Consider the following 24707-nt stretch of genomic DNA (forward strand, 5'->3'; position numbering starts at 1 on the left):
AGAACCTCCGCGCCCCTATTCGATCCGGAACGCGCGCAGCGGCAGGTCCGCCGGCAGCGGCACCGATACCAGCCACGGGAAGCGTTCGCCATTGGCCAGCCGCGCGTAGAAGCCGCCCGGCGCGCGCGCGCGATAGATCGTCGATTCGGCCATGTTCGGACACAGCAGCAGCAAGGTCGCGCCGTGCCGCTTCATGATCGCGCGCGCCTGCTCGGGCGAGCCGGTGAAGGCGTGCTGGACATCGAGGATCGCGTCGCCGTTGCGATGATAGGGGCCGGCGATCGCCGAATGATGCGTCAGCGTGATCAGCCGCGGGCCGAGATCGACGAACGTGAATACGGTCTGCGCCGGCAGGCGGTTGAGCGGCGCCATTGCGGGCATCGTCACGCAGCGCCCGTTCGCCTTGTTGACGCGGTTGATATAGGGCGTGGGCTTGTCGATCGACGTCCATTGCAGCGCCAGCCCGGCGAACAGCCCCGAGATCAGCACGAAGCCGAGCGCCGGGCCGAGCACCCGCACGAAGATCGACCGGTGGGTGAGCATCGGCGGCAGCAGCAGCCAGGCGAGCGCGGAAACGCCGGGCACCGCGAGCAATTGCGCCGCCGGCCCCGCGCGGATCTGCCACAACAGCATCGCGACCGCGAAGGCAGCGAACAGCAGCACGCTCGCCCAATTGACCAGCGCCGCGGTGCGGCGCGCGCGCCACGTCGCCAGCCCCGCGCCGATCAGCCCCATCACCGGCAGCGCGGCGACCGGAAAACCGGTGCGGAAAGCGTGTTTGTAGATCGGCTTGGCCTCGCGGATATTGCCCAGCCAGTTGCGATACAATTCGTCCGACACCTGCTCGGGCCGGCCGAGGCATTGCGGGAAGACCAAAGCGAAGCCGGCGGCGATCGCCCCGCCCGCGACGAGCGCGAGCACCAGACGCAGCTCGCGCCGCTGCGGCGAGACCAACGCCAGCACGAGCAGCATCGCGCCCGCGGCGACCATCACCGAGAGCCACACCGGGGTCAGCGCGTCGCACCGCGCGACGCGATTGGCGTAAGAGGCGAAGGCGGCATAGCCCGCCGCGGACCCGCCCGCGAGCGTCAGCGCATAAGTCGCGAGCCGGTCGCGCGCCTCCGGCTGCCACACCCAGCGCAGCGTGATGATCGCCCCGGCCATCACCGCATAGGGCAGCATTTCGAGCCCGATCGTCAGCGATACCGCGCTGGCCACGCCGACGATCGCGCCGCCGCGCGCGCCCTTGGGGTCGCACAGCCCGGCGACCGTCAGGCTCAGCATCGCGAGCTGCCAGCCGTGATGATCGATCCGTTCGGGCATGAACATCAGCAGCGCGACGGTCGAGCACAGCATGAACACGATCGCCAGCGGCCACGCCAGCGGCGCGACCAGCCGCCGCACCGTCGCCGCCAGCCCGACCAGCGCGAGCGACAGCGGCAGCAGCGGCGCGATGCCGCACGCCAGCCGCTCCGCCTCGGCATTGCCGACGAACGGCCGCAACAGCAGGATCAGCCCGGCAATCGGCAGGTCGACAAGCCGCGTCCAGTGGATGTTGAAGCCCACCGGCGGATCGAGCCGGTAGTTGCGCAGATCGTACCAGCCCTGCCCGGCGAGCAATGCGCGGACCTGCATCAGCCGCATATTGTCGTCGGTGTCGCCCAGCGACAGCCAGTGGATCGCCGACCAGCGCTGCGCGACGAACCAGATCGTGATGACCAGCCAGGCGAGCAGCGTCAGCCGCAGCCAATGCCGGTCGAGCTGGGCGAGAGACGACGGGACGTCGCGCTTTATCAAGGGGACTTTCCTCAATCGGCCGACGCCACTAGACGGCGGGGCCGGTAATTGCCGGTTCGCCGCTGTATCGCGGCCGGCGCAAAGGGCAAGGCGTGGAAGCGGTTCTGAAGCATATCCGATCACCCGAGACGCGCGAGATTTTCTGGCAGCTGGTCCGCTTCGGCTTCTTCGGCGGGCTGTCGACGCTGATCTACGCCGCGGTCTATTGGCCGATCGCCACTTATGGGCAGAAGGAATGGCCGCTCGCCAACAGCGCGACCTGGCCGGTGGCGGCCAATCTGCTCGGCTATGTCGCGGCGGTGCTGTCGGGCTATGTCATGCACAGCCGGTGGAGCTTCCGCGGCCACGGCACGCGCGGCAATCTCGCGCGGACCGGCGGGCGTTTCTTCGCCACCTCGCTGGTGAGCCTCGGCATGAACACCTTCTTCGTGTGGCTGCTGACCGGGCCGATGCACGGCCCGACGTGGTGGCCGCTGGTGCCGGCGGTGTTCTTCACCCCGCTCATCACCTTCGTCATCAATCGTTTGTGGGTGTTCGCCTGATGGACCGCCGCGTTTATGACCGCATGGCGGAGCATGACAGCACGCATTGGTGGTATCGCGCGCGCCGCGACATCCTCGCCGATTTCATCACCCGCGAAGGGCATTTGCCCAGGGACGCGAAGATCCTCGAGATCGGCTGCGGCACCGGGCACAATCTGCCGATGCTCGCCAGCTTCGGCGCGGTCGACGCGATCGAGATCGATCCCGCGGCGCGCGCCATCGCCAGCCAGCGACTCGGCAAGCCGGTTGGCGCCACGCCGCTGCCCGCGCTCGCCGACGTGCCCAGGGCGCATTACGATCTGATCGCGGTGCTCGACGTGGTCGAGCATATCGAGGATGACGTGGCGGCATTGCGCGCGATGCGCGAGCGGCTCGCGCCGGGCGGGCGAATCCTGATCACCGTGCCCGCACACCAATGGATGTGGAGCGCGCACGACGTGGTGAACCACCACCACCGCCGCTATTCCAAGACGACGCTGGCACAGGCGATCGCCGCCGCCGGGCTGCGCCCGCGCAAGCTCGGCTATTTCAATTCGCTGCTGTTTCCGCTCGCCGCCGGTGCGCGCGTCGCCGGGCGGCTCACCGGGCGCGACGACAGCGACGACAGCCCGCCGCCGGCGCCGGTCAACCGCTTGTTCGAGACGATCTTCCGCATCGAACGCCACCTCGTCGGCCGCGTCCCGATGCCGCCGGGGGTGTCGATCCTGTGCTTCGCCGAGCCCGCCTAACCTCGTTCGGGCTGAGCCTGTCGAAGCCCTGCCCTTTTCTGCCGACGAAGAAAGTGCAGCCCTTCGCCAAGCTCAGGGCGAACGGGTCACGGGTCACCCCGGTCGTGAGACCGGGGTAACAGTGCAGGCACCCGCTCAGATCGCGTCGAGCGCCTGCGCGAAATCGGCGATCAGATCGTCGGCATCCTCCACCCCGATCGAGATGCGCACCAGATTGTCGGTGATCCCCAGCGCCTGTTTGCGCGCGTCGGGCACCGACAAATGGGTCATCCCCGCCGGGTGGCTGGCGAGCGTCTCGGTGCCGCCGAGGCTCACCGCGAGCTTGGCGATACGCAGCGCGTCGAGGAAGCGGAACGCCTCCGCCTCGCCGCCCTTGAGGTAGAGCGAGAAGGTCGATCCCGCGCCGGTGCAATGCCGGCGATAGATATCCGCCTGCCGTTCGTCCTTGCCGCCTTCGAGAAAGCCGAGATAGCCGACGCGCTCGACCTTGGGATGCTCGGCGAGGAAGGCGCAGACCTTGGCGGCATTCTCGCCCGCGCGGCTCATCCTGAGTTCGAGCGTCTCGAGCGAGCGCAGCAGCATCCACGCGGTATTGGGGTCGCAGATCGTCCCGATCGTGTTGCGCATCAGCCGGATCGTATCGATGTGCTCCTTGCGCCCGAGCACCCCGCCGGCGACCAGATCGCTATGCCCGCCGGCATATTTGGTCAGCGAATAGACCACGATATCCGCGCCTTGCTTGAGCGGCTTGTGCCACAAAGGCCCGAGGAAGGTATTGTCGATCGCGATCGGTGGCTTGGCGGCGTGATTGGCGAAGATCGCATCGCGGCTCGCCGCCACCGCCTCGACATCGACCAGCGCATTGGTCGGGTTGGCGGGGCTTTCGAGATAGATCAGCGCGACATTGCCCGATGCTGCCTTGCCCAGCACGGTGTCGATCTCGGCGCGGGTCGCCCCGGCCGGGAAATCGAGCCAATGTACCCCGAACCGGCCGAGGATGCGCGCGATCAGCGTCTCGGTCGCGGCATAGAGCGGCCCCGAATGGACGATCGTGTCGCCCGGCTTGACCATCGACAGGAACAAAGTGGCGATCGCCGACATGCCCGAGGAGAAGGCCAGCGCGTCCTCGGCTTCCTCCCACACCGCGAGGCGATCCTCTAATATCTCCTGATTGGGGCCGTTGAAGCGCGAATAGACCAGCCCTTCGGCGCCCCCGGGGCGCTTGCCGGTGACGCCCTCGAAATGGCGCTTGCCCGCCGCGGCGCTGGGGAAGACGAAGGTCGAGGTGAGGAAGATCGGCGGCTTCAGCGCGCCTTCGGACAGCGCCGGATCATAGCCGTGCCCCATCATCAGCGTCGCGGGCTTGAGCTTGCGACCCCCGATCCGGTCGACCTCGGGGCGCGGCGCGACGCGTGGGTCCGTGCGCCCGTCCACCGCGTCGTGGCCGGGGTCGTTGCTTTTGGTCATCATGATCTCCGAGCGCATGGCGGCGCGCCGGGATCATCCGGCGCGCGACCTGTTACATGCGGATATCGTGCCGGAATTTCAGCTGCCGCGATAGGGGACGAAACTGCCCATCACGCAACTGCCGCTATCGATCCGCGTCGTCATGTCGCGCGTCCGCGCGATGTCGCCGCGGCACAGCCGGCTGCTATATTGCCGGGTGATCAACGCATCGCCGCGCGCCACCGCCTCGCATCCGCCGCCGGTGTCGTTGACATAGGCGAGCTTGGGGCTGACGCGATAGATGAGCCGCGGCCCGATCGCCTTGAGCGAGGCGTTGTTGAACCGCGTATCGAGGCAGTCGACCGGCTTGCCCGGGGTCAAGCCGCTGACTTCCTTCTGGAACGCGGCCTCGTTGCTCGCCGCGCGATCGGCCTGCGACGGCGACGACGCGATAGCGACCGCACCGGCGCCCAGCGCCGCGGCGGCCAGCGGAATAAGGACCATACGCATCACCAACACTCCTTCATGCCCCGCGGCGACAATATAGGACGGTCAGCCGCGAAATTCATCCTTCGCGCGCCGCCGCGCGGCGAGCGTTTCGGCGTCGGGCGCGCGCAGGAACGGGTTGGTGTCGCGTTCGAGCGCGATCGTCGTCGGGACGGTCGCCTCGCCCGCCGCACGCGCGGCGTCGACCTCGGCCATCCGCGCAACGATCGCGTCATTGCCGGGCTCGGCGACCAGCGCGAAGCGGCCGTTGGCCTGGGTATATTCGTGCCCGCAATAGACCCGCGTCTCGGGCGGCATCGCGGCGAAGCGGCGCATGTTGGTCAGCATCTGCGCCGCATCGCCCTCGAACAATCGGCCGCAACCCATCGCGAACAAGGTGTCGCCGGTGAACACCGCATCGTCGTCGGCGAAATGGAAGGCGATATGCCCCGCTGTATGCCCCGGCACCGCGAGCACCGTCGCGCGATGCGCGCCGAGCGTCACCACATCGCCCTCGCCGACGCCGCGGTCGAGCTTGCCGATCTTGGCGCGCTCCGCCTCGGGGCCGATCACCGTGGCGCCGGTCGCCGCGACGATCGCGTCATTGCCGCCGACATGATCGGGGTGCCAATGGGTGTTCCACACCTGCGCGATCGTCCAGCCGCGCGCGGCGGCGGCATCGAGCACCGGCTGCGCCTCGCCGGGGTCGACGACCATCGTCTCGCCGCTGTCGGCATCGTGCACCAGCCAGCTGTAATTGTCGTTGAGCACGGGGACGCGGATCACGTCGAAGTTGGTCATGCGAGGCTCCTTCGGGCGGCGAGCGCGGCGCCGCCGAGCAATTCGGTCAGCGCGGCGGCGTGGCGCTGGTGGGACAGCGGGGCGGCCTGCCCCGCCCACAGCGGCGAATAATCGCCGCGCCCCGCGCTCTCGGCATGTTTGCGCAAGGGTGCGAGCGCGGCGCTGGCGGTCGGGAAGGGCGGGGCGCCGGGGTTGACCGCGCCCAGGGTCTCGATCAGCCGGTTGCGGATGCCGCGCGCGAGCCCGCCGGAGAACAGATTGGTGAACACGCTGTCCTCCGCCCCCGGCCCGCCCAATGCGGCGCGGTGGACGGCGCTGGCGAGGCTCTCCTCGGTCGGCAGATAGGCGCTTCCCACCTGCACCCCGGTCGCCCCGAGCATGATCGCGGCGGCGGCGCCGCGCGCATCGGCGATCCCGCCCGCCGCGATCACCGGCACGTCGACCGCATCGGCGATCTGCGGCACCAGCGCGAAGGTGCCGACCGGGCGATGGCCGTGGAGGAAATGCCCGGCATGTCCGCCGGCCTCGAACCCCTGCGCGATGATCGCGGCGCATCCGGCCGTCGCCAGATGCCGCGCCTCCGCCACATTGGTCGCGCTGGCGATGACGCGCGCGCCGGTCGCGCGGACGCGGGCGAGCAGATCGGGGCTGGGGAGGCCGAAGTGGAAGCTGACGATCTCGGGGCGGGTTTCCTCGACGACATGCGCCGCCTCGGCATCGAACGGCCGGCGCGCAGGGGGCGCGTCGCCCGACGGCTCGATCCCCTCGGCGGCATAGAGCGGCGCGAGCAACGCGCGCCACGCGCTGTCGTCGGCGTCCTGCGGCGGGTGGTGGCAGAAGAAATTGAGGTTGAGCGGGCCGGAGACCGAGGCGCGCACCGTCGCCACCTCGCTCAGCAACCGCTCGGGGGCGAACATCGCCCCGGCGAGCGACCCCACCCCGCCGCCGCGGATCGCCGCGATCGCAAGCGCCGCGTCGCCGAACCCGGCCATCGGCGCCTGGATCACCGGATAGCGCGCGCCGAGCGCGGCGAAGAAGTCGGGCTTACTCAAGGCCATTACCAGCCGGTTTCACCATTCCTCCCCCGGAGGGGGAGGGGGACCGTTGCGAAGCAACGGTGGAGGGGTAGAAGCCGCGGGCGGCATCGCCTGCGGCTGATACCCCCCGCGCGGTGTTGCGTAGGGCCGATACCCCTCGAGCGGCATCGCCTGCGGCGTCCACCCCTCCACCAGCCTGCGGCTGGTTCCCCTCCCCTTTCAGGGGAGGAATAGCGAGCGGCCCGCTGCCGGCCGATATGCCGCTAAGGGAAATTGCCGGACCGACTCTCACCACGTCCCGCTATTGGGCATCGACGCCCACGGCTCCTGCGGCGGCAGCACGCCGTCCTGCAACAGCTCGACCGAGATGCCGTCGGGCGATTTGACGAACGCCATATGCCCGTCACGCGGGGGGCGGTGGATGATATGCCCCGCGTCCTGGATCCGCTGGCACGTCGCGTAGATATCGTCGACGCGATAGGCGAGATGGCCGAAGTTGCGCCCGCCGGTATAAATTTCCGGTTCCTTGCCCTCGGTCGGCCAATTGTAAGTCAGCTCGACTTCGGCCCGCGCGCGTTCGCCGTTGGCGGCGATATCCTCGGGCGCGGCGAGGAAGATCAGGGTGAAGCGCCCCGCCTCACTCTCCATTCGCCGCACTTCCTTCAGCCCGAGCAATTCGAAGAAGGCGATCGTCTTGTCCGGGTCGGCGACGCGGATCATCGTGTGGAGATATTTCATCATTTCGCTCCCGTGGGGGTATCGAATTGCGCCAATGCCTGTCCGGCGGCAATCCCCGCCGGCGCGCTCGGCGCGAGCCGTTGCGCATTGGTCCAGGCGGTCCTCGCGCCGGCCGCATCGCCCGCCAGCGCGGCGATATTGCCCGCTTCGAGCTGGACCTGCGCGTCGTCCGAGGCGCGCTTCAACGCCTCGGCGATATCGCTTTTGGCACGTGGCAGATCGTTCATCCGCCGCGCCAGCGTCGCGGAGAGCAGCCAGGCGAGCGGATCGTCCGCCGCGTCGTGGGTCGCCGCGTCGAGATCGGCGCGCGCGCCCGTCATGTCCCCCGTCGCGACCAATGCGCGCGCGCGATCGAGATGCACCTCGCCGAGCGGCAGCCCGGTCAGCGCCCCCGGCGCCAGCGCGGCATCGAGCGCGGCGCGCGCCTTGATCGGATCATTGGCGGCGAGCCGCGCATTGCCCGCCTCCGCCCAATAGGTCGCCGCCTGCGCGTCCTTCTCGGTCTCGGCGAGATGCGCCGCCGCCTCGAACGCGGCCGCCGCGTCGGCGTAGCGCGACTGCGCGGTCAGCGCGAGCCCGAGGCATTGTTTGGCCTTCGATCCGCCCCCGGCGAGCGACCAGCGCTCGGCGATCCGCTCGGCTTCCGCCGGGTCGCCGCGGGTCAGCGTCACGCAATGCGCGGCGGGATCCTCGGCGGCGAGCAGCAGGGCGATCAGCGCGATCATCGCAACACATCCTCCACCGCGCGGACGATCAGCGCGATGTCCGAGTCGCGCGACAGGCGGTGGTCGCCGTCCTTGATCAGCCAGGTCTGCACATCGGCTGAACGGATCAGCTCGGCGAGCCGCCCGGCGCGGTGCCACGGCACGTCGGGATCGCGCTGCCCCTGGACGAAGCGCACCGGGCAATCGATCGCGATCTCGCCGAACATCAGCCGGTTGGCCTCGCCCGATTGCCAGAAGCGGCTGGTGTAGACGGTCGGTTGCGGGCCGTAGGGGTTGGCGCGCTCGATCCGCCCTTCCTGCAAGAGCCGCATCTTCTCCTCGGTGGAAAAGCCCCAGTCGGTGAAATCGGGCGCGGGGGCGATGCCGACGCAGGCGACGACGCGGTCGGGCCGCTGGATCGCCGCCGACAGCATGATCCACCCGCCCATCGACGAGCCGACCAGCACCACCGGCCCTTCGGCGACCTGATCGATCATCGCCAGCGCGTCGTCGCGCCAGTCGGCGAAGCTCTGTTCCTCGAACCTGCCCTCGCTCGCGCCGCATCCGCCGTAATCAAAGCGGAGATAGCCGCGGCCTTGCGCCTTGGCCCATTGTTCGAGCGCGATCGCCTTGGTGCCCTCCATGTCGGAGGCATAGCCGGGGAGGAAGACGATCGTCGGGCCGGTGCCCGCGGTGTGATGGAAGGCGAGACGGGGACGCATGTCGGGGGATTTAGGCGTCGAAGCCGTATAGGACAACGGCGCGACATGCGGTTCCGCGCCGCCGCAACCCTTCGGTCATTCCCGCGAAGGCGGGAAACCATTGCCGCCGCCGTAGCGGCTCCTTCGATGACCTCCGTGAATGGATCCCCGCCTTCGCGGGGATGACGGAGAAGAGGCTGTACCGAGCGCGTATTCAGCGCGCGCCCAGCATCTCCACCATCCGCTGCGCGAGCAAGGGCAAGGTATCGTCACGCGCCCCCATCACGACGATGCGGTCGCCCGGCGCGGCTTCCGCCACCAGCGCGGCGGCGGCGGCATCGCGATCGGGGATGTGCCGCGCGTCGCCGCCCGCGATCGCGATATCGCCGACGATATCGGCGCTGGTCACCTCGCGCGTCACCGTCCCGCCCTGATAGACCGGATCGGGCATCACCAGCCGGTCGCCCGGCGCCAGCTTGGCGGCGAACATCGCGATCAGCTCGCGCCGCATCACCTTGAGCGGGCCATAGCCGTGCGGCTGGAACAGCAACAGCAGGCGCCCGGGAAAGGCGTGGAGCGTATCGAGCGTGGCGGCGATCTTGTCGGGATTGTGCCCGAAATCGTCGATCACCGCGACGCCGCCGGCGCTGCCGACCAGATCGAACCGGCGCTTCAACCCGGTGAAACGCTCGATCCCCGCGATCGCCTGGTCGAGCGGGATGCCCGCCGCGAGCGCCGCCCCGATCGCCGCGAGCGCGTTCGCCACATTATGCCGCCCCGGCACCGCGAGGCGGACGCGCGTGCCGCCGAGCGAGAAGCTTGCCGCGAACGGCTCCTCGACCACGTCGGTCGCCTGCAGATCGGCGGCGCGGTCGATCGCGAAGCGCGTCACGCGGTCGCGCGGCAAGGCGAGCGCGAGCGCCGCGGCATCGGGATTGTCGATATTGACGATCGCATGCGCCGCCTTGCCGATGAACGCGGCGAACAAGCGGTTCAATTCCTCGAGCGACTTGTGATCGAGGCTCACATTATTGAGCACCGCGATCCGCGGGGCATAAAGCGCGATCGACCCGTCGCTTTCGTCGACCTCGCTGACGTAAGCGTCGCCCCGGCCGACGAGCGCGCTGGCGAAGGGGCGGTCGGCGCTGGCGAAATCCTTCATCACCGCGCCGTTCATCACCGTCGGGTCGCCGCCCGCCGCATGGAGGATCGCGGCGATCATCCCGGTCACGGTCGACTTGCCCGATGTGCCCGCGACCCCGATCGGCAGCGCGCTGGCGTTGAACAGCCGCGCGTTGAGCTCGGCGCGGGTGAGGCGCGGGCAGCCGAGCCGCGTCGCGGTGACGAGATCGGCGACCGTCTCCTCCACCGCCGCCGACGCGACGACGATCTGGTCGGGCGCGGTGATCCCCGATCCGTCCTGCGGGTGGAGCGTGACCCCCAATGCCCTGAGCGCGTCGAACTTGGCCGGCACGCGCCCCTGATCGAGCGAGCGATCCGATCCCGCGACGCTGGCGCCGCGCCCGGCGAGGATCATCGCCAGCGGCATCATCCCCGATCCGCCGATCCCGACGAGGAAGTAACGTTGGTTGGCGGTCATCTGTAATCCATCCCGTCACCCCGGGCTTGTGCCGGGGCCCATAGTGCCTCAGGCCTTGTCGTAAGAACCTCTCGTCCAGCCTCTGCCTCCCGGTGGACCCCGCGACAAGCCCGGGGTGACGAGCGAGCAAGGTTGCCGTTACATATTGCGGCGGGCTATCGCGGTTTCGGGACAGGCTCAACCCGGGGGAAATGACGTTGCGTATCGGGATCGTCGCGCCGGCCAAGACGCTCGACCGGCTGGCGGCCGAGCGCACCGCGGCGTTCGCGGCGATCGCTTATCCGGCGGTCGATCTCGTCTTTCACCCGCAATGTTTCGAAAGCGACGGCGGGCATTTCGCCGGCCCGGACGCGCGCCGCGCGGCGGCGTTCCTCGAATTCGCCAATGATGCGGGGTTCGACGCGATCTGGTTCGCGCGCGGCGGCTATGGCTCGAATCGCATCCTCGGCCATGCGATGCCGCAGCTCTCCGCGGCGGCGAAGGCCAAGGCCTATGTCGGCTATTCGGACATGGGGTTCATGCTGGCGGCGCTTTACGCCCGTCGGATCGGGCGGCCGGCGCACGGGCCGATGCCGGTCGACGTGATGCGCGACGGCGGCGATCGCACGATCGCGCGCACCTTGGGGTGGCTGACGGGCGACCGGCAGGGGCTGGAGCCGGGGCTCGGCGCGCGCCCCGCGGCGGCGTTCAACCTCGCGATCCTCCACAGCCTGATCGGGACGCCGTGGCTCCCCGATCTCGCCGATCACGTGCTGCTGATCGAGGAAGTGTCGGAGCCGCTCTACAATGTCGATCGCATGCTGTTCACGCTCGCCAATGCGACCCAGTTGCGCGGGATCGCCGGGATCCGGCTCGGCGCGGTGACCGATGTGCAGGCCAACGATCCGCCGTGGAACGAGCCGCTCGAAACGATGATGACGCGCTGGTGCCGTGACATGGGGGTGCCGTTCCTCGGGCGCGCGGAGATCGGTCACACCCAGGGCAACCGCGTCGTGCCGTTCGGGGTGGGGTGAAGGAGAGGCCTTATCACCCCTTTCACCACCGCGGCGAAGGCCGGGGTCCAGTCACGACCGGCCCGATGCTGGACCCCGGCCTGCGCCGGGGTGGATCGTGACCTGTTCGTGTTTAAAACGACCTAAAAACAAGCGCTTGCGTCGAAATCCCGATCGCCCCGCAAAAGCGCCACTCGTGTGAACTTCGTGAACTTTGCCTATCCCTCGCGCGCGAGCGCCTTCAGCCGGTAGAGCGTATCGAGCGCCTCGCGCGGGGTGAGCGCATCGACGTCGAGCGCCTCCACCTCGCGCCGCACCGCATCGCCCCGTTCCTCCTCGGCCGGCAGCGTCGCGGCGAACAGCGGCAGATCGTCGAGCCCCGCGGCGAGCCCGCCGGTCTTCTGCCGCCCGGCCTCCAGCTTCGCCAGCACCGCCTTGGCGCGCGCCACCGTCGCCGGCGGCATCCCGGCGAGCCGCGCCACCGCGAGGCCGTAGCTGCGATCGGCCGGTCCGTCGGCGACTTCGTGGAGCAGCACCAGTTCGCCCTTCCACTCGCGCGCGCGGACATTGTGCAGGGTCAGCGCGTCGCAGCGTTCGGCGAGCCGGGTCAGCTCGTGGTAATGCGTCGCGAACAGGCAGCGACAGCGATTGTCCTCGTGGATTGCCTCGACCACCGCCCAGGCGATCGCGAGCCCGTCATAGGTCGAGGTGCCGCGCCCGACCTCGTCGAGGATGACGAACGAGCGTTGGGTCGCCTGCGCGAGGATCGCCGCGGTCTCGACCATCTCGACCATGAAGGTCGATCGCCCGCGCGCGAGATTGTCCGACGCGCCGACGCGGCTGAACAGCCGGTCGACCAGCCCCAATGTCGCCTTGTTCGCCGGGACGTAGCAGCCCGCCTGCGCGAGCACCGCGATCAGCGCATTCTGGCGCAGGAAGGTCGATTTGCCGCCCATGTTCGGCCCGGTGACGAGCCACAGCCGCGAATTTTCGGAGAGCGTGCAATCATTGGCGACGAAGCGCTCGCCGGCCCTGGCGACCGCCGCCTCGACCACCGGGTGCCGCCCGCCGGCCACCTCGAACCGCGCATCGTCGGTAAGGTGCGGACGCGCCCAGCCGCCTTCCGCCGCGCGCTCGGCATTGCCCGCCGCGACGTCGAGCCGCGCGAGCGCATCGGCGGTGGCGGCGATCTCTTCGCGGCGGGCGAGCGCCGCGCCGGTCAGCTCTTCGAGATGCGCGGCTTCGGCGGCGAGCGCATGCGCCCCGGCCTGCGTCACCCGCGCGGCGACCTCGTGCAGCTCGGGGGCGTTGAAGCGGACCACCCCGGCGAGCGTCTGGCGGTGGGTGAAGCCGGATTCGGGCCGCATCAGCGCGTCGGCGGCCTTGGCGGGCACCTCGATATGATAGCCGAGCACGCCGTTGTGGCGGATCTTGAGCGCCGCGATCCCCGTCTCGGCGCGATATTTCGCCTCCAGCGCGGCGATCGCGCGGCGGCCCCCGGCGCCCGCATCGCGCAGATCGTCGAGCGCGGCGTCGTAGCCCGCGGCGATATAGCCGCCGTCGGCGGCATCGATCGGCGGGGCGGGGACGAGCGCGCGCTTGAGCAGATCGATCAGCGCGCCGTGCCCGCGCAATTGCGGGGCGAGCTCGGCGAGCAGGCGCGGCGGCGCTTCGACCGCGCCGAGCGTCTCGCCGAGCAGCCAGGCGCCGTCGAGCCCGTCACGAAGCTGGCCGAGGTCGCGCGGGGAACCACGCCCCGCCGCCAGCCGCCCGAGCGCACGCCCGATATCGGGCAAAGCCCGCAACGCCGCGCGCAGCCGTTCGCGCAGTGCGCCGTCGTCGTGGAACAATTGCACCAGATCGAGCCGCGCATCCACGCCCGCGCGGTCCATCAGCGGCGCGCCGATATCGGCGGCGAGCAGCCGCGCGCCCGCGCCGGTGACGGTGCGGTCGACCGCATCGAGCAGGCTGCCCTTGCGCGCGCCGCCGGTCGTCTGGATCAGTTCGAGGCTGTCGCGGGTCGCGGCGTCGATCGCCATTGCGGCGTTCGCGCTCGACAGCCGCGGCGGGCGCAGGAAGGGCAAGGCGCCCTTGGCGGTATGATCGAGATAGGCGACGAGGCCCCCGGCGGCGGCGAGCATCGCGCGACCGAACTGGCCGAAGCCGTCGAGCGTCGCGACCCCGAACAATCGCTTCAGCCGCGCCTCGCCCGCTGCGCTCTCGAAATCGCCGCGCGGGCGCCACACCGTTGCCGGCGCGTCGCTGCCCTCGGCGGCGATCACCTCGGCCGCGGCGAGCCGCGCCAGCTCGGCGCCCAGCCCCTGTGCGGTGCAGGCGATCACCTCGAACCGCCCGGTCGAGATGTCCGCCGCGGCGAGCGCGATCTCGCCCGCCGCTTCGCCCACGGCGACGCACCAATTGGCGGTGCGCGCGTCGAGCAACGCCTCCTCGGTCAGCGTGCCCGCGGTGACGACGCGGATGATCGCGCGATTGACCAGCGCCTTCGATCCGCGCGCCTTGCGCGCCGCCTCGGGCGATTCGGTCTGGTCGGCGATCGCGACGCGGTGGCCGGCCTTGATCAGCCGCTGGAGATAGCCGGTCGCGGCATGCGCCGGGACGCCGCACATCGGGATCGGCGCCCCGCCATGCTCGCCGCGTGCGGTGAGCGCGATATCGAGCACCGCGCTTGCCGTCTTGGCGTCGTCGAAGAACAGTTCGAAGAAATCGCCCATGCGGTAGAAGAGCAGGCAATCGCCGGCCTCTTCCTTGAGCGCGAGATATTGCGCCATCATCGGCGTGGGAGCGGCAACAGCGGTCATCGGGACGGGCGATACCGTCCCGCGCGGCCGGGGAACAGGGGAGATGAGCATGAGCGAACAACGACGCTGCCGCTGGGCGGAGAAAGACCCGCTCGAACGCGACTATCATGACGCCGAATGGGGCGTGCCGCAGCACGATCCGCGGATGTTGTGGGAAATGCTGATGCTGGAGGGGTTTCAGGCTGGCCTCTCGTGGCGCACGATCCTCGCCAAGCGCGAGGGATTCCGCGCTGCCTTCGCCGGTTTCGATCCCGCCAGGGTCGCCGCGTTCGACGAGGATGATGTGGCGCGGCTGCTCGGCGATGCCGGGATCGTGCGGTCGCGCGCCAAGATCGAGGCGACGATCGCCGGCGCGCGCCTCTATCAGCAGATGGGGGCGCAGGCGTTCCACGATTTCTGCTGGGGGTTCACCGACGGGAAACCGATCGCCGGCGACGGGGTGAACGTCCCCGCGAGTACCCCGCTGTCGGAGCGCATCTCGAAGGAATTGAAAGCGCGCGGGTTCAAGTTCGTCGGGCCGACGATCGTCTATGCCTGGATGCAGGCGGTGGGGATCGTCAACGATCATGCTGCGGCCTGTTTTCGGCGGGGAATGGTTGCATCGTGACGGCCGCTGCCTAAAGAAATTCCCCTACGTCTCTCCAGCAAGGCTCCAGCATGTCCGAAACCACCAACGTCCAATTTTCCGAACGCGAGGCCCTGCTGTTTCATTCCGAGGGGCGGCCGGGGAAGATCGAGATCGTCGCGTCCAAGCCGATGGCGACGCAGCGCGATCTGGCGTTGGCCTATTCGCCGGGCGTGGCGGTGCCGGTGCAGGCGATCGCGGACGATCCGGCGACCGCTTATGATTATACCGCCAAGGGCAATCTCGTCGCGGTGATCTCGAACGGCACCGCGATCCTCGGCATGGGCAATCTCGGCGCGCTGGCGTCGAAGCCGGTGATGGAGGGCAAGGCAGTGCTGTTCAAGCGCTTCGCCGACGTCGATTCGATCGATCTGGAGGTCAAGACGGAGGACGTCGACGCATTCATCAATTGCGTCGCGCTGCTGGAGCCGTCGTTCGGCGGGATCAACCTGGAGGATATCAAGGCACCGGAGTGCTTCATCATCGAGCAGACGCTGCGCGAGCGGATGAACATCCCGGTGTTCCACGACGATCAGCACGGCACCGCGATCATCACCGCGGCGGGGCTGATCAACGCCTGCCTGCTCACCGGGCGCAAGCTCGATGAGGTGAAGGTGGTGGTCAACGGCGCGGGCGCGGCGGCGATCGCCTGCACCGAGCTGATCAAGGCGATGGGGGTGCGCTCGGACAATGTGCTGATCTGCGACCGCAAGGGCGTGATCTATCAGGGCCGCGAGGGGATCAACCAATGGCAATCGGCACATGCCGTGGTGACCGAGCGGCGCTCGCTCACCGAGGCGTTGGTCGGCGCGGACGTGTTCCTCGGTCTCTCCGCCGCGGGCGCGCTCAAGCCCGAGATGGTCAAGGACATGGCCAAGGCGCCGATCATCTTCGCGATGGCCAATCCCGATCCCGAAATCCGCCCGGAGGATGCCAAGGCGGCGCGCCCCGACGCGATCGTCGCGACAGGCCGTTCGGATTATCCCAACCAGGTCAACAACGTGCTCGGCTTCCCGTTCATCTTCCGCGGCGCGCTCGACGTGCGCGCCTCGGCGATCAACGAGGAGATGAAGATCGCCGCAGCGCAGGCGATCGCCGAGCTGGCGCGCGAGCGCGTGCCCGAGGAAGTGGCGATGGCCTATGGCGTGCGCCACGTCTTCGGCCCCGATTATATCATCCCGGCGCCGTTCGATCCGCGGCTGATGGAGGTGGTGCCCGCCGCGGTCGCCAAGGCGGCGATGGATTCGGGGGTCGCGACCAAGCCGATCCTCGATATGGAGGGCTATCGTCAGCAATTGCGCGGGCGGCTCAACCCGACCAATTCGCTGCTCACGCTCGCTTATGAGGGCGCGCGCGCGCACCCCAAGCGCGTGCTGTTCGCCGAGGGCGAGGAAGAAGTGGTGCTGCGCGCCGCGATCCAGTTCAAGGAAGGGGGCTATGGCGTCCCGGTGCTGGTCGGGCGCGACGACGTGCCCGAGCGGCTGCGCGCGCTGGGGGTGAGCAACCCCGAGGAATATGAGCTGCACAACAGCCGCCACTCGCCGCTGGTGCCGCAGATGGTCGACTTCCTCTACGCGCGGCTCCAGCGCCGCGGCTATCTGCGCCGCGATTGCGAGCGGATGATCAACCAGAACCGCAACATCTTCGGCGCGGTGATGCTCCAGCTCGGCCAGGCCGATGCGATGATCACCGGCACGACGCGGACCTGGGCGCAGACGATGCGCGAGGTGAAGCGCGTGATCGATCCCGAGGTCAACCGCACCCCGTTCGGCATCCATATCCTCGTCGGGCAGAGCCATACGGTGTTCATCGCCGACACCACCGTCAACGAACGCCCAAGCCCCGAGGAGCTCGCCGATATCGCCGAGCAGACCGCACAGGTCGCGCGCCGCATGGGACATGAGCCGCGCGTCGCCTTCCTCAGTTACTCGACCTTCGGCAACCCGGAAGGGCTGTGGCTGGAGAATATCCGCGCCGCGGTGGGGGTGCTCGACGAGCGTAAGGTCGGGTTCGAATATGAGGGTGAAATGGCCCCCGACGTCGCGCTCAACCCGCGCCAGCTGGCGAACTATCCGTTCGCGCGGCTTTCGGGTCCGGCCAATGTGCTGGTGATGCCGGGGCTGCAATCGGCCAATATTTCGGCCAAGCTGCTCCGCGAACTGGGCGGGGATTCGATGATCGGCCCGATGTTGATCGGGATGGAAAAGCCGGTGCAGATCGCCCCGATGACCTCCACCGCCAGCGAATTGGTGACGCTCGCGGTGCTTGCTGCCGGAGGAATCGCACGCTGACCGCATCGGCCCGCTTTTGCCGCGGGCTGTGCATCATTCCGTACAAACCAAGCTGTTGAGCGCAACCTTTCGCGAGCGAAACCATTTTACTCCATTGGGAACGATGGAGAGCATGCGATGCGAAAGGTTGCGTTTGCCGCATTCGGCGCGGCGGTGCTGTTGACGGGGTGCGTCGACGATGGCGGCGGTCCCGGCTATTACGGCAACGACTATCGCCGCTACGATTACAATCGGCCCGATCCGAACTCGAACGGCTATTATGCCGATCAATATTATCGTGACGACGCGCGGTATCGCGAGCGCCGGCTGAGCAACAATGATCGCGTCTATGTCGGCCGGGACGGGCGCTATTATTGCCGCCGGTCGGACGGCACGACCGGGCTGATCGTCGGCGGCATCGCCGGTGGCGCGCTCGGCGCGGCGATCGCGCCGGGCGGATCGGGCGTGCTGGGCGCGTTGCTCGGCGGCGCGGGCGGCGCGTTGCTCGGCAAGTCGATCGACAAGAACAACGTGCGTTGCCGTTGATCGACTGATCGGTTTCCCGGAACGGCGACAGTTTGCGACAATTATGTCGTCGTTCCGGGACATTTGCGGGACAGTCCCGCGGCATCCCTCTCCTTGGCCAGCGTAACGGCCGCGTAAGGAGCAGATGGATGAACAAGAAACTGACGATGATCGCCGCCGGGATCGGGCTCGCGCTTTCGGTGCCGACTGTCGCGGCAGCGGCGCCGTGGGTGCCGGTCGGCCAGCGCGTCGCCAATCTCAACGTGCGGATCGATCAGGGCGTGCGCAACGGCAGCCTCACCCGGCCGGAGGCGATGCGGCTGCGCACCCAGCTGCGCGATCTGCAGGGGCTCGAGGCGCGTTATCGCCGCGGCGGGCTGACGATCGCCGAGCGCGCCGATCTCGATCGCCGCTTCGACCGGCTGAGCGCGCAGGTGCGCTTCGAAAAGCATGATCGCCGCGCGCGCTGGTAATCAGCGCAGCGGTTTCCCCGAATCCTTCCAGCGATCGAGGATCTGCGGTTGGCGGGGCAGATTGTCCGGAGCGGCGTCGCGCAACGCGATGCCGCTTTCGGCATGTGCCGGCTGGGTCGGCGTGACCGCGACCGGAACGGGCAACGGCGCGGGGACCACGGGCGGCGGCGCGGGGAGCACGGGCTGCGGCTCGCCGCCGCGATAGGCGCGGCCGAAGGCAGCGGCGGTGCCCCAATAGCCCTTCCAGCGATGGAAGAAATGCGCGCCGACCGCATCGGTCATCACCAAGGTGCGGTTCCACGCCGGGGTCACCGCATAGGTATGATAATGCGTCGCCAGCCCGACCGGCGCGAACACCTGCCCGGCGAGGATCGCGGCAGCGTTGCGCGCCGCGCGCGCCCAGCCGTCGCGCGAGGGGATGCGCGCCGCCGCGCCGTCGCAGGCGAAGCTGAACTGGCACCCGCTGCCGCGCGCCGCGCCCTGATAGACCACCCCGCAGACGGTCGGCGGAAAGGCCGGGTGGCGGACGCGGTTCACCACCACCTGCGCCACCGCGCGTTGTCCGGCATCGCTTTCCGCGCCGGCCTCGTAATAGACCGCCGCCGACAGGCATTCGAGCGCGCGGGCGCGGTCGATCGTGCTCGCCAGCCGGGTGGAGAAGGGCGCCGCCGCGGTCACTGTCGCATCGCCGACCGCGCTGGCGCCGCGCGGGACGGGGGGCAGAGCGATCGTGCCGGTGGTGCCGCGCGCGGGCGAGGCGAAGGCGGGGAGCCCGGTCTCGGGTGGCGCGGTGATCGGAACGCGCGGGGCAGGAGGTGCCGGCTCAGGCGGCAGCAGCGACAGCGCGACGCCTGCGGCGGCGGTCAGCGACACCACGATCAGCGCGACGCGCGGCCACGCGCGGTGGCGCGCGGCGCGCAACGCGCGAATCTCGCTGTGGTGCATCGCCGTCATCGCCGTCGCTATAGCGCGCGCGATTTACGATTTCCTACGTCGCGGGAACGCACCCTACCGCAACGTCGCGCTGTCGAGGTTGAGCGCGGTCGCCGGGATCGTCTCGGTCGCCGGCCGCGCCTTGCGCAGCGCGTCGCCGAACTGCCGCGCGTCGCCGACCACCACCGTCACCGTGGCCGCCGGATCGAACAGCGTCGCCGCCGCCTGCTGCACCGCCGCGGTCGGCGTATCGCGCACCTGCGCGGTGTAGCGCGTCATTTCATCGACCGGCAGCCCGTCGAGCAACTGGTTGGCGACCAGCGTCGCCAGCCCGGCGGTGCGTTCGATCTGCCGGCCGAACCCGCCGATCAGCACCGAGCGCCGCGTTTCGAGCTCGCTCGCGGTGATCGGCGCGGTGCCCAGCCGCTGCATCTCGCCCGCGATCAGCCCGACGACCTCGGGGGCGGAGGCGTTCTTGGTCGAGGCCCCGGCGCTGATCCAGCCGGTGTCGCGATCGGCGTGAAGATCGCTGCGCGCGCCATAGGAGAGCCCGCGCTTGATGCGGATCTCCTGATTGAGCCGCGAGGTATAGCCGCCGCCGAGCACGGTATTGGCGATCAGCGCGGGATAGTAGCGCCCGTCGCCACGCGCGATCGCCCCGCGCGAGACGACCACCCCGGCCTGACCCGCATTGGGCAGGTCGATCGCGATCGTGCGCGGGCGGGCCATGGGGACCGGCGTAGGGAGCGCGGCGGGGGTCGCGCCGTCCGCGCGCCAGTCGCCGAACCAGCGCTCGGCGAGCGCCTTGGCGGCGGCGGGGGTGATGTCGCCGGTCAGGATCAGCGTCGCGCGATCGGGCGACCAGGCCGCGGCATAGGCTCGTTGCACATCGCCGCGGGTGATCGCCTTGAGCGAGGCGGGGGTGCCGTCGACCGCGCCGCCATAAGCCGATGCGCCGAACAAGGCGCGATCGGCGGCGAGCCCGGCGAGTTCCATCGGATCGGTCAGCGTCACCTGTGTCGCGTCGATCGCCTGCGCGCGGGCGCGCTCCAGCTCGGCCGGGGCGAGCGTCGCGTGGCGCGCGGCATCGGCGAGGATGTCGAGCGCGGGCGACAGCGCCGGGGTCGCGACGGTGATGCCGATCGCGCTGCCCTCGCGCCCTGCGCCGGTATCGATCGAGGCGCCGAGCGCCTCGGCGGCGCGCGCGATCTCGGTCGCGGAGCGGGTGGCGGTGCCGCGGGTCAGCAAGGTGGCGGCGAGGCTGGCGGTGCCGGCCTTGCCCGTCGCGTCGCGCGCCGCGCCCGCGGTGCCGATCAGCCGCGCGGTGACCAGCGGCACGTCGTGCCGCTCGACCGTCACCACCGTCAGCCCGTTGGCGAGGCGGGTCGCGCTCGGGGTCGGCACATGGCCCGCGACCACCGGCCCGAGCGGGGGCAGCGGGACGCGCTCGGCGTCGGACGCGGCGGTGACGACGGCGATGTCGCGCGGCGCGACGAGCGGCCGGGTCTCGACCGTCGCGGCGACCGCGATCCCGGCTTCGGGCGCGGCGCCTTCGGCGGCGGGAAGATAGCGGATTGCCGCGACGCGATCGTCGGCCAGCCAGGTCCGCGCGACGCGCTGCACATCGGCGACGGTCACCGCGCGGACCGCTTCGAGCTGGCGTTCGGTGGCGCGCGGGTCGCCGTCGATCAGCACCGAGGAGGCAATGACACGCGCGCGGCCCTCGGCGGTTTCCATCGCCTTCAACGCATCGGTGAGGATTTCGGTCTTGGCCTCGGCAAGCTCGGCCGCCGAGACCGGGGCGTCGCGCATCCGCGCGATCTCGCCGCGCAGCGCCTGTTCGACCGCATCGGCGGTCTTGCCCCCGGCGGCGATCGCGATGATGTCGAGCTTGCCCGGCCCGGCGCGCGAATCGAGCGTCGCATCGACCGATTGCGCCAGCCCGGCGCGATAGACGAGGCTCTCGTGCAGCCGCGAGCTTTCGCCGCGCGCGAGGATCGCCTGCATCACCATCAGCGCGGGCATGTCCGCGGTGCGATCGGGCGGCAGCGGATAGCTCAAGGCGATCGCGGGGAGCGGGGTGTTGGGCTCGTGTACCGTCACCGCGACCGGGGCGGTGCGCACCGGCTCGGTCGCGGCGACGCGCGGGATCGGCTGATCGGGGCGTTTGATCGGCGCGAAATATTGGTCGACCCAGCGATCGAGCGCGGCGGGATCGAAATTGCCCGCGACGACCAGGATCGCATTGTCGGGGCGGTAATAGGTCGCGTGGAAGGCGCGCACATCGTCGATCGTCGCCGCATCGAGGTTGGCGATGCTGCCGATCACCCCGCGCGCATAAGGATGATGCTGATAGGCAAGCGCGGGGAGGTACAGCGAATCGAGCTTGCCATAAGGCCGCGCGAGCACCGACTGGCGGAACTCCTCCTTCACCACGTCGCGCTCGGAGGCGAAGCCTGCCGGATCGACGATCAGCGAGGCCATGCGATCGGCCTCGGCGAACAGCAGCCGCTGGAGGTGATTGGCGGGGACGACCTCGAAATAATTGGTGTAATCGTCGCCGGTCGAGGCGTTGTTATAGCCGCCGACATCCTCGGTCAGCCGGTCGAACTGCTCGGCGTGGAGGTTGCGCGTCGCCTTGAACATGAGATGTTCGAAGAGGTGCGCGAACCCCGATCGCCCGCGCGGATCGTCACGCCCGCCGACGTCATACCACATCTGCACCGAGACGTTGGGCGTCGCAGTGTCGCGGATCGCGTAGACGCGCAGGCCGTTGGCGAGCGTCCGTTCGGTAAAGGCGATCGGCTTGACCGCCGGGAGCGGCGGCGGCGGTTCGGCCAGCGCGGGCGCAGCGATCGTAGCGAGCAGCAGCGGCAGGATGCGGCGCATAAGGTCCTTTCAGGAAAGCGGCGGGATCACTTCTTGTCGCGATTGGCGAATAGCACCGCGGCGGCGACCGCGGCGGAGCCGATGCCGACACCGAGACCGATCTTGCCGATGTTCCAGTTGCGCTTGCGCGCCTCGCGCTTCGCATGGCTGGCGCCTTCCTCATGCGCCTTGGCTTCGGCGGCGGCGGCGAGGATTTCGTTGGGTTCGTCGGTCACGCTTACTCTCCTTGGTTTCCGTAATAGGCGGCGCGAAACGCATTGGCGAACGCGGGCAGATTGCCCCCGGCGATCGACGCGCGCAGATCCGCCATCAACGTTTCGTAGAACCAGATGTTGTGCTCGGTCATCAGCATCGCGCCGAGAATCTCGCCCGCGCGGACGAGATGGTGGAGATAGGCGCGGCTCCACTGATTGCACACCGGGCACGGGCAGGCGGCGTCGAGCGGCGCCTGATCCTCGGCGAAGCGCGCGTTGCGGATGTTGATCGGGCCGTTGCGGGTAAAGGCCTGGCCGGTGCGCCCCGAGCGGGTCGGCAGCACGCAATCGAACATATCGACCCCGCGCTCGACCGCGCCGACGATATCGTCGGGCTTGCCGACCCCCATCAGATAGCGCGGCTTGTCCGCCGGCAATTGCCCCGGCGCGAAATCGAGGCAGCCGAACATCGCCTCCTGGCCCTCGCCGACCGCGAGCCCGCCGATCGCATAGCCGTGGAAGCCGATATCGGTCAGCGCGTCGGCGGAGGCCTTGCGCAGCCCTTCGTCGAGCGCACCCTGCTGGATGCCGAAGATCGCATTCGCCGCGGCATGCTCGCCGCCCGCATCGAATGCGGCGCGGCTGCGCTTCGCCCAGCGCATCGATCGCTCCATCGCCGCCGCCTGCACCTCGCGGGTCGAGGTGGTCGGGACGAGTTCGTCGAACGCCATTACGATGTTCGAGCCGAGCAGCCGCTGGATCTCGATCGAGCGTTCGGGGGAGAGCAAGTGCCGCGAGCCGTCGAGATGGCTCTTGAACGACACCCCTTCCTCGCTGCGCTTGGTGAGATCGGCGAGGCTCATCACCTGATAGCCGCCCGAATCGGTGAGGATCGGCTTGTCCCACCCCATGAAGCCGTGGAGCCCGCCCAATCGTGCGACCCGCTCGGCGCCGGGGCGGAGCATCAGATGATAGGTGTTGCCGAGGATGATGTCCGCCCCCGAGGCGGCGACATCGGCGGGCTTCATCGCCTTGACGGTGGCGGCGGTGCCGACCGGCATGAACGCGGGGGTGCGGATCGTGCCGCGCTGCATCGCGATCGTGCCGGTGCGCGCCGCGCCACAGCTGGCGGCGATCGAGAAGGTGAAACGGTCGGTGGTCATTGCGTGGGAATAGGTCCGGTCGATCAATGCGGCGCGGGGCCGCCCTTGCGCTTGCCCTGCGGCGCGCGGTTGCTGGGGACGACGGCGCGGATCGTCAGGCATTCGGCGCGGGTCACTACGCCGTCATGATCGCGATCGAGCCGGCGGAAGATCTCGGCCATCTTCACCTGCAATTCGGTCAGCGTGATGCGATTGTCGGCATCGGTGTCGACCTCGAACGGGCTCGGCAGCGCATTGCGATCGCCGAGCCAGCGTTCGGCCCAGTCGGCGAAACCGATATAGCCGAGCGAGCCTTTGCGATCGGTATCGATCGCGGCGAAGCTGCGCTCGACGCAACTATGGAGCTCCGCAGCAGTGGTGCGCCCGTCATGGTCGAGATCGCAGGCGGCGATCATCATCGCGGCGGGCTCGACCATCATCGTCGCCGGGGGCTGGCCGGGGCCGGGCGGTACGGCGGGCGGCGCGGCCGGCGTGGCGGCGGCCGCCTGGAGCAGCAACAGCGCGGCAATCATGCGGGATTTTCCTGACAAGGGCGGGTGGGGCCGGTCACGATGTCCATCGACACGGCTGCGCCTGAACCGCCGCTGAGCCGAACTGCGCCACGCTTCGTCCGCATCCCTTCGCCCTATGGCGCGCGCGCCGCGCTGGCAACCCGCCCGAGGTGCGAAAAAAAAGGCGGCTGCCGAACGAGGTCCGGCGGGCCGCCTGTCAGGGAGGTCTGCTATCGAGGCTAAACCCGCGAGGGGGCGTGGGGTTCCGTCCGAACCGGAGTATCGGCCGTCGATGTGCTCCCGCGAAGGCGGGACCCAAGGCGGGGATACAGCGAGGGCGTCTCCACTCACGCCAGCGCGCCGCCGCCGTTGAGCAGCAGCCGGACGAGATCGGCTTGCCCGCGCGCGCCGGTCTTGGCGTAGAGGCGTTTCGAATAATTGCGCGCGGTCTCGATCGTCAGCCCGATCTCCGCGGCGGCCTCGGCGATGCTCGTGCCTTCGCACAAAGCGAGCGCGAGCCGCGCCTCGCTGTGCGACAGGCCGTGGAGCGCGGCGACCGCCGCAACGCGCGCCGCGCCCCCCGCGGCGGGCGGGGTGCGGAGCAATGCGATCATCGTCGGCACCTGCGTCGCCCCGCTCGGCGGCGCGACCGGCGGGGCGATCAGCAGCGCTTCGAGCCGGGGCGCGGCGGAAAGCAGGATCGCGCGCGGCGGCGCATCGGGGGTCGCGGCGCGCGCCGCCCGGGCGCGCGCG

Annotated in this window: 23 protein-coding genes; 7 read left to right on the forward strand and 16 right to left on the reverse strand. The window is 69.6% G+C overall.

Annotated features, from left to right (window positions below; translation table 11 throughout):
• Positions 1 to 15: 15 nt before the first annotated feature.
• Positions 16 to 1797, reverse strand: coding sequence for an AcrB/AcrD/AcrF family protein (locus NED98_RS19025; protein ID WP_265314062.1), 1782 nt, complete (start codon positions 1795 to 1797; stop codon positions 16 to 18).
• A 92-nt stretch (positions 1798 to 1889) separates the two neighbouring features.
• Here NED98_RS19025 and NED98_RS19030 point away from each other — a divergent pair, with 92 nt between their 5' ends.
• Positions 1890 to 2339, forward strand: a complete 450-nt coding sequence (locus tag NED98_RS19030; protein ID WP_265270179.1) for a GtrA family protein — start codon at positions 1890 to 1892, stop codon at positions 2337 to 2339.
• Positions 2339 to 3067: a class I SAM-dependent methyltransferase gene (locus tag NED98_RS19035; protein WP_265270177.1), complete on the forward strand. Its 729-nt coding sequence runs from the start codon at positions 2339 to 2341 to the stop codon at positions 3065 to 3067. The genes NED98_RS19030 and NED98_RS19035 overlap by 1 nt, the downstream gene beginning before the upstream one ends.
• A 135-nt stretch (positions 3068 to 3202) precedes the next feature.
• Here the strand turns inward: NED98_RS19035 and NED98_RS19040 are convergent, their stop codons facing one another.
• The 8 genes from NED98_RS19040 to NED98_RS19075 all read right to left on the reverse strand — a co-directional run bounded on the left by NED98_RS19040 (position 3203) and on the right by NED98_RS19075 (position 10580).
• Complete coding sequence (locus NED98_RS19040) at positions 3203 to 4534, reverse strand: cystathionine gamma-synthase family protein (protein ID WP_432423346.1); 1332 nt, start codon at positions 4532 to 4534, stop codon at positions 3203 to 3205.
• A gap of 78 nt (positions 4535 to 4612) precedes the next feature.
• Positions 4613 to 5023 (reverse strand): hypothetical protein, encoded by a 411-nt coding sequence (locus NED98_RS19045; protein WP_265270174.1) that lies wholly within the window; start codon positions 5021 to 5023, stop codon positions 4613 to 4615.
• Positions 5024 to 5065: 42 nt separating this feature from the next.
• A complete protein-coding gene (gene gloB, locus NED98_RS19050) occupies positions 5066 to 5800 on the reverse strand; it encodes a hydroxyacylglutathione hydrolase (RefSeq protein ID WP_179513232.1) in 735 nt (244 codons plus the stop codon).
• Positions 5797 to 6852, reverse strand: a complete 1056-nt coding sequence (locus NED98_RS19055; protein WP_265314064.1) for an NAD(P)H-dependent flavin oxidoreductase — start codon at positions 6850 to 6852, stop codon at positions 5797 to 5799. Before NED98_RS19055 ends, gloB begins: the two co-directional genes overlap by 4 nt.
• Positions 6853 to 7125: 273 nt before the next feature.
• On the reverse strand, positions 7126 to 7578 hold the full coding sequence (locus NED98_RS19060; RefSeq protein ID WP_179513234.1) for a VOC family protein: 453 nt from the start codon (positions 7576 to 7578) through the stop codon (positions 7126 to 7128).
• Complete coding sequence (locus tag NED98_RS19065; protein WP_265314065.1) at positions 7575 to 8300, reverse strand: tetratricopeptide repeat protein; 726 nt, start codon at positions 8298 to 8300, stop codon at positions 7575 to 7577. Before NED98_RS19065 ends, NED98_RS19060 begins: the two co-directional genes overlap by 4 nt.
• Positions 8297 to 9001, reverse strand: coding sequence for an alpha/beta hydrolase (locus NED98_RS19070; RefSeq protein ID WP_179513236.1), 705 nt, complete (start codon positions 8999 to 9001; stop codon positions 8297 to 8299). Before NED98_RS19070 ends, NED98_RS19065 begins: the two co-directional genes overlap by 4 nt.
• A 193-nt stretch (positions 9002 to 9194) precedes the next feature.
• Positions 9195 to 10580, reverse strand: coding sequence for a glutamate ligase domain-containing protein (locus NED98_RS19075; protein ID WP_265314066.1), 1386 nt, complete (start codon positions 10578 to 10580; stop codon positions 9195 to 9197).
• Positions 10581 to 10777: 197 nt separating this feature from the next.
• On the opposite strand from NED98_RS19075, the gene NED98_RS19080 reads away from it, so the two are divergent.
• Positions 10778 to 11593 (forward strand): LD-carboxypeptidase, encoded by an 816-nt coding sequence (locus NED98_RS19080; RefSeq protein WP_265314080.1) that lies wholly within the window; start codon positions 10778 to 10780, stop codon positions 11591 to 11593.
• A 197-nt stretch (positions 11594 to 11790) separates the two neighbouring features.
• Here NED98_RS19080 and mutS read toward each other — a convergent pair whose 3' ends face one another.
• Positions 11791 to 14364 carry a DNA mismatch repair protein MutS gene (gene mutS / locus NED98_RS19085; RefSeq protein ID WP_265314081.1) on the reverse strand — a complete coding sequence of 858 codons (2574 nt, stop codon included), beginning with the start codon at positions 14362 to 14364 and terminating at the stop codon, positions 11791 to 11793.
• Between the two features lie 76 nt (positions 14365 to 14440).
• On the opposite strand from mutS, the gene NED98_RS19090 reads away from it, so the two are divergent.
• The 4 genes from NED98_RS19090 (at position 14441) to NED98_RS19105 (ending at position 18284) form a co-directional block, all read left to right on the forward strand.
• Positions 14441 to 14998, forward strand: coding sequence for a DNA-3-methyladenine glycosylase I (locus NED98_RS19090; RefSeq protein WP_265314068.1), 558 nt, complete (start codon positions 14441 to 14443; stop codon positions 14996 to 14998).
• Positions 14999 to 15048: 50 nt separating this feature from the next.
• A complete protein-coding gene (locus NED98_RS19095) occupies positions 15049 to 17307 on the forward strand; it encodes an NADP-dependent malic enzyme (protein WP_265270163.1) in 2259 nt (752 codons plus the stop codon).
• A 117-nt stretch (positions 17308 to 17424) separates the two neighbouring features.
• Positions 17425 to 17832: a hypothetical protein gene (locus NED98_RS19100; RefSeq protein WP_179513241.1), complete on the forward strand. Its 408-nt coding sequence runs from the start codon at positions 17425 to 17427 to the stop codon at positions 17830 to 17832.
• 128 nt (positions 17833 to 17960) lie between these two features.
• Entirely contained in the window at positions 17961 to 18284 is a 324-nt protein-coding gene (locus NED98_RS19105) for a hypothetical protein (RefSeq protein ID WP_265270160.1), read from the forward strand.
• Here the strand turns inward: NED98_RS19105 and NED98_RS19110 are convergent, their stop codons facing one another.
• The 6 genes from NED98_RS19110 to NED98_RS19135 form a co-directional block, all read right to left on the reverse strand.
• Positions 18285 to 19238: a cell wall hydrolase gene (locus NED98_RS19110; RefSeq protein ID WP_265314070.1), complete on the reverse strand. Its 954-nt coding sequence runs from the start codon at positions 19236 to 19238 to the stop codon at positions 18285 to 18287.
• A 54-nt stretch (positions 19239 to 19292) separates the two neighbouring features.
• Positions 19293 to 22106, reverse strand: coding sequence for a M16 family metallopeptidase (locus tag NED98_RS19115; RefSeq protein ID WP_265314071.1), 2814 nt, complete (start codon positions 22104 to 22106; stop codon positions 19293 to 19295).
• Between the two features lie 26 nt (positions 22107 to 22132).
• Entirely contained in the window at positions 22133 to 22321 is a 189-nt protein-coding gene (locus NED98_RS19120) for a hypothetical protein (protein WP_179513244.1), read from the reverse strand.
• 2 nt (positions 22322 to 22323) lie between these two features.
• A complete protein-coding gene (tgt, locus tag NED98_RS19125) occupies positions 22324 to 23463 on the reverse strand; it encodes a tRNA guanosine(34) transglycosylase Tgt (RefSeq protein ID WP_265270155.1) in 1140 nt (379 codons plus the stop codon).
• Between the two features lie 23 nt (positions 23464 to 23486).
• Positions 23487 to 23975 (reverse strand): EF-hand domain-containing protein, encoded by a 489-nt coding sequence (locus NED98_RS19130; protein ID WP_265270153.1) that lies wholly within the window; start codon positions 23973 to 23975, stop codon positions 23487 to 23489.
• A gap of 326 nt (positions 23976 to 24301) precedes the next feature.
• Positions 24302 to 24707 (reverse strand): helix-turn-helix transcriptional regulator (locus NED98_RS19135; RefSeq protein WP_432423347.1); only part of this gene is annotated, 406 nt, incomplete at its 5' end.

Source organism: Sphingomonas lycopersici, from assembly GCF_026130605.1.
GTDB classification, from domain to species: Bacteria; Pseudomonadota; Alphaproteobacteria; order Sphingomonadales; family Sphingomonadaceae; genus Sphingomonas; species Sphingomonas lycopersici.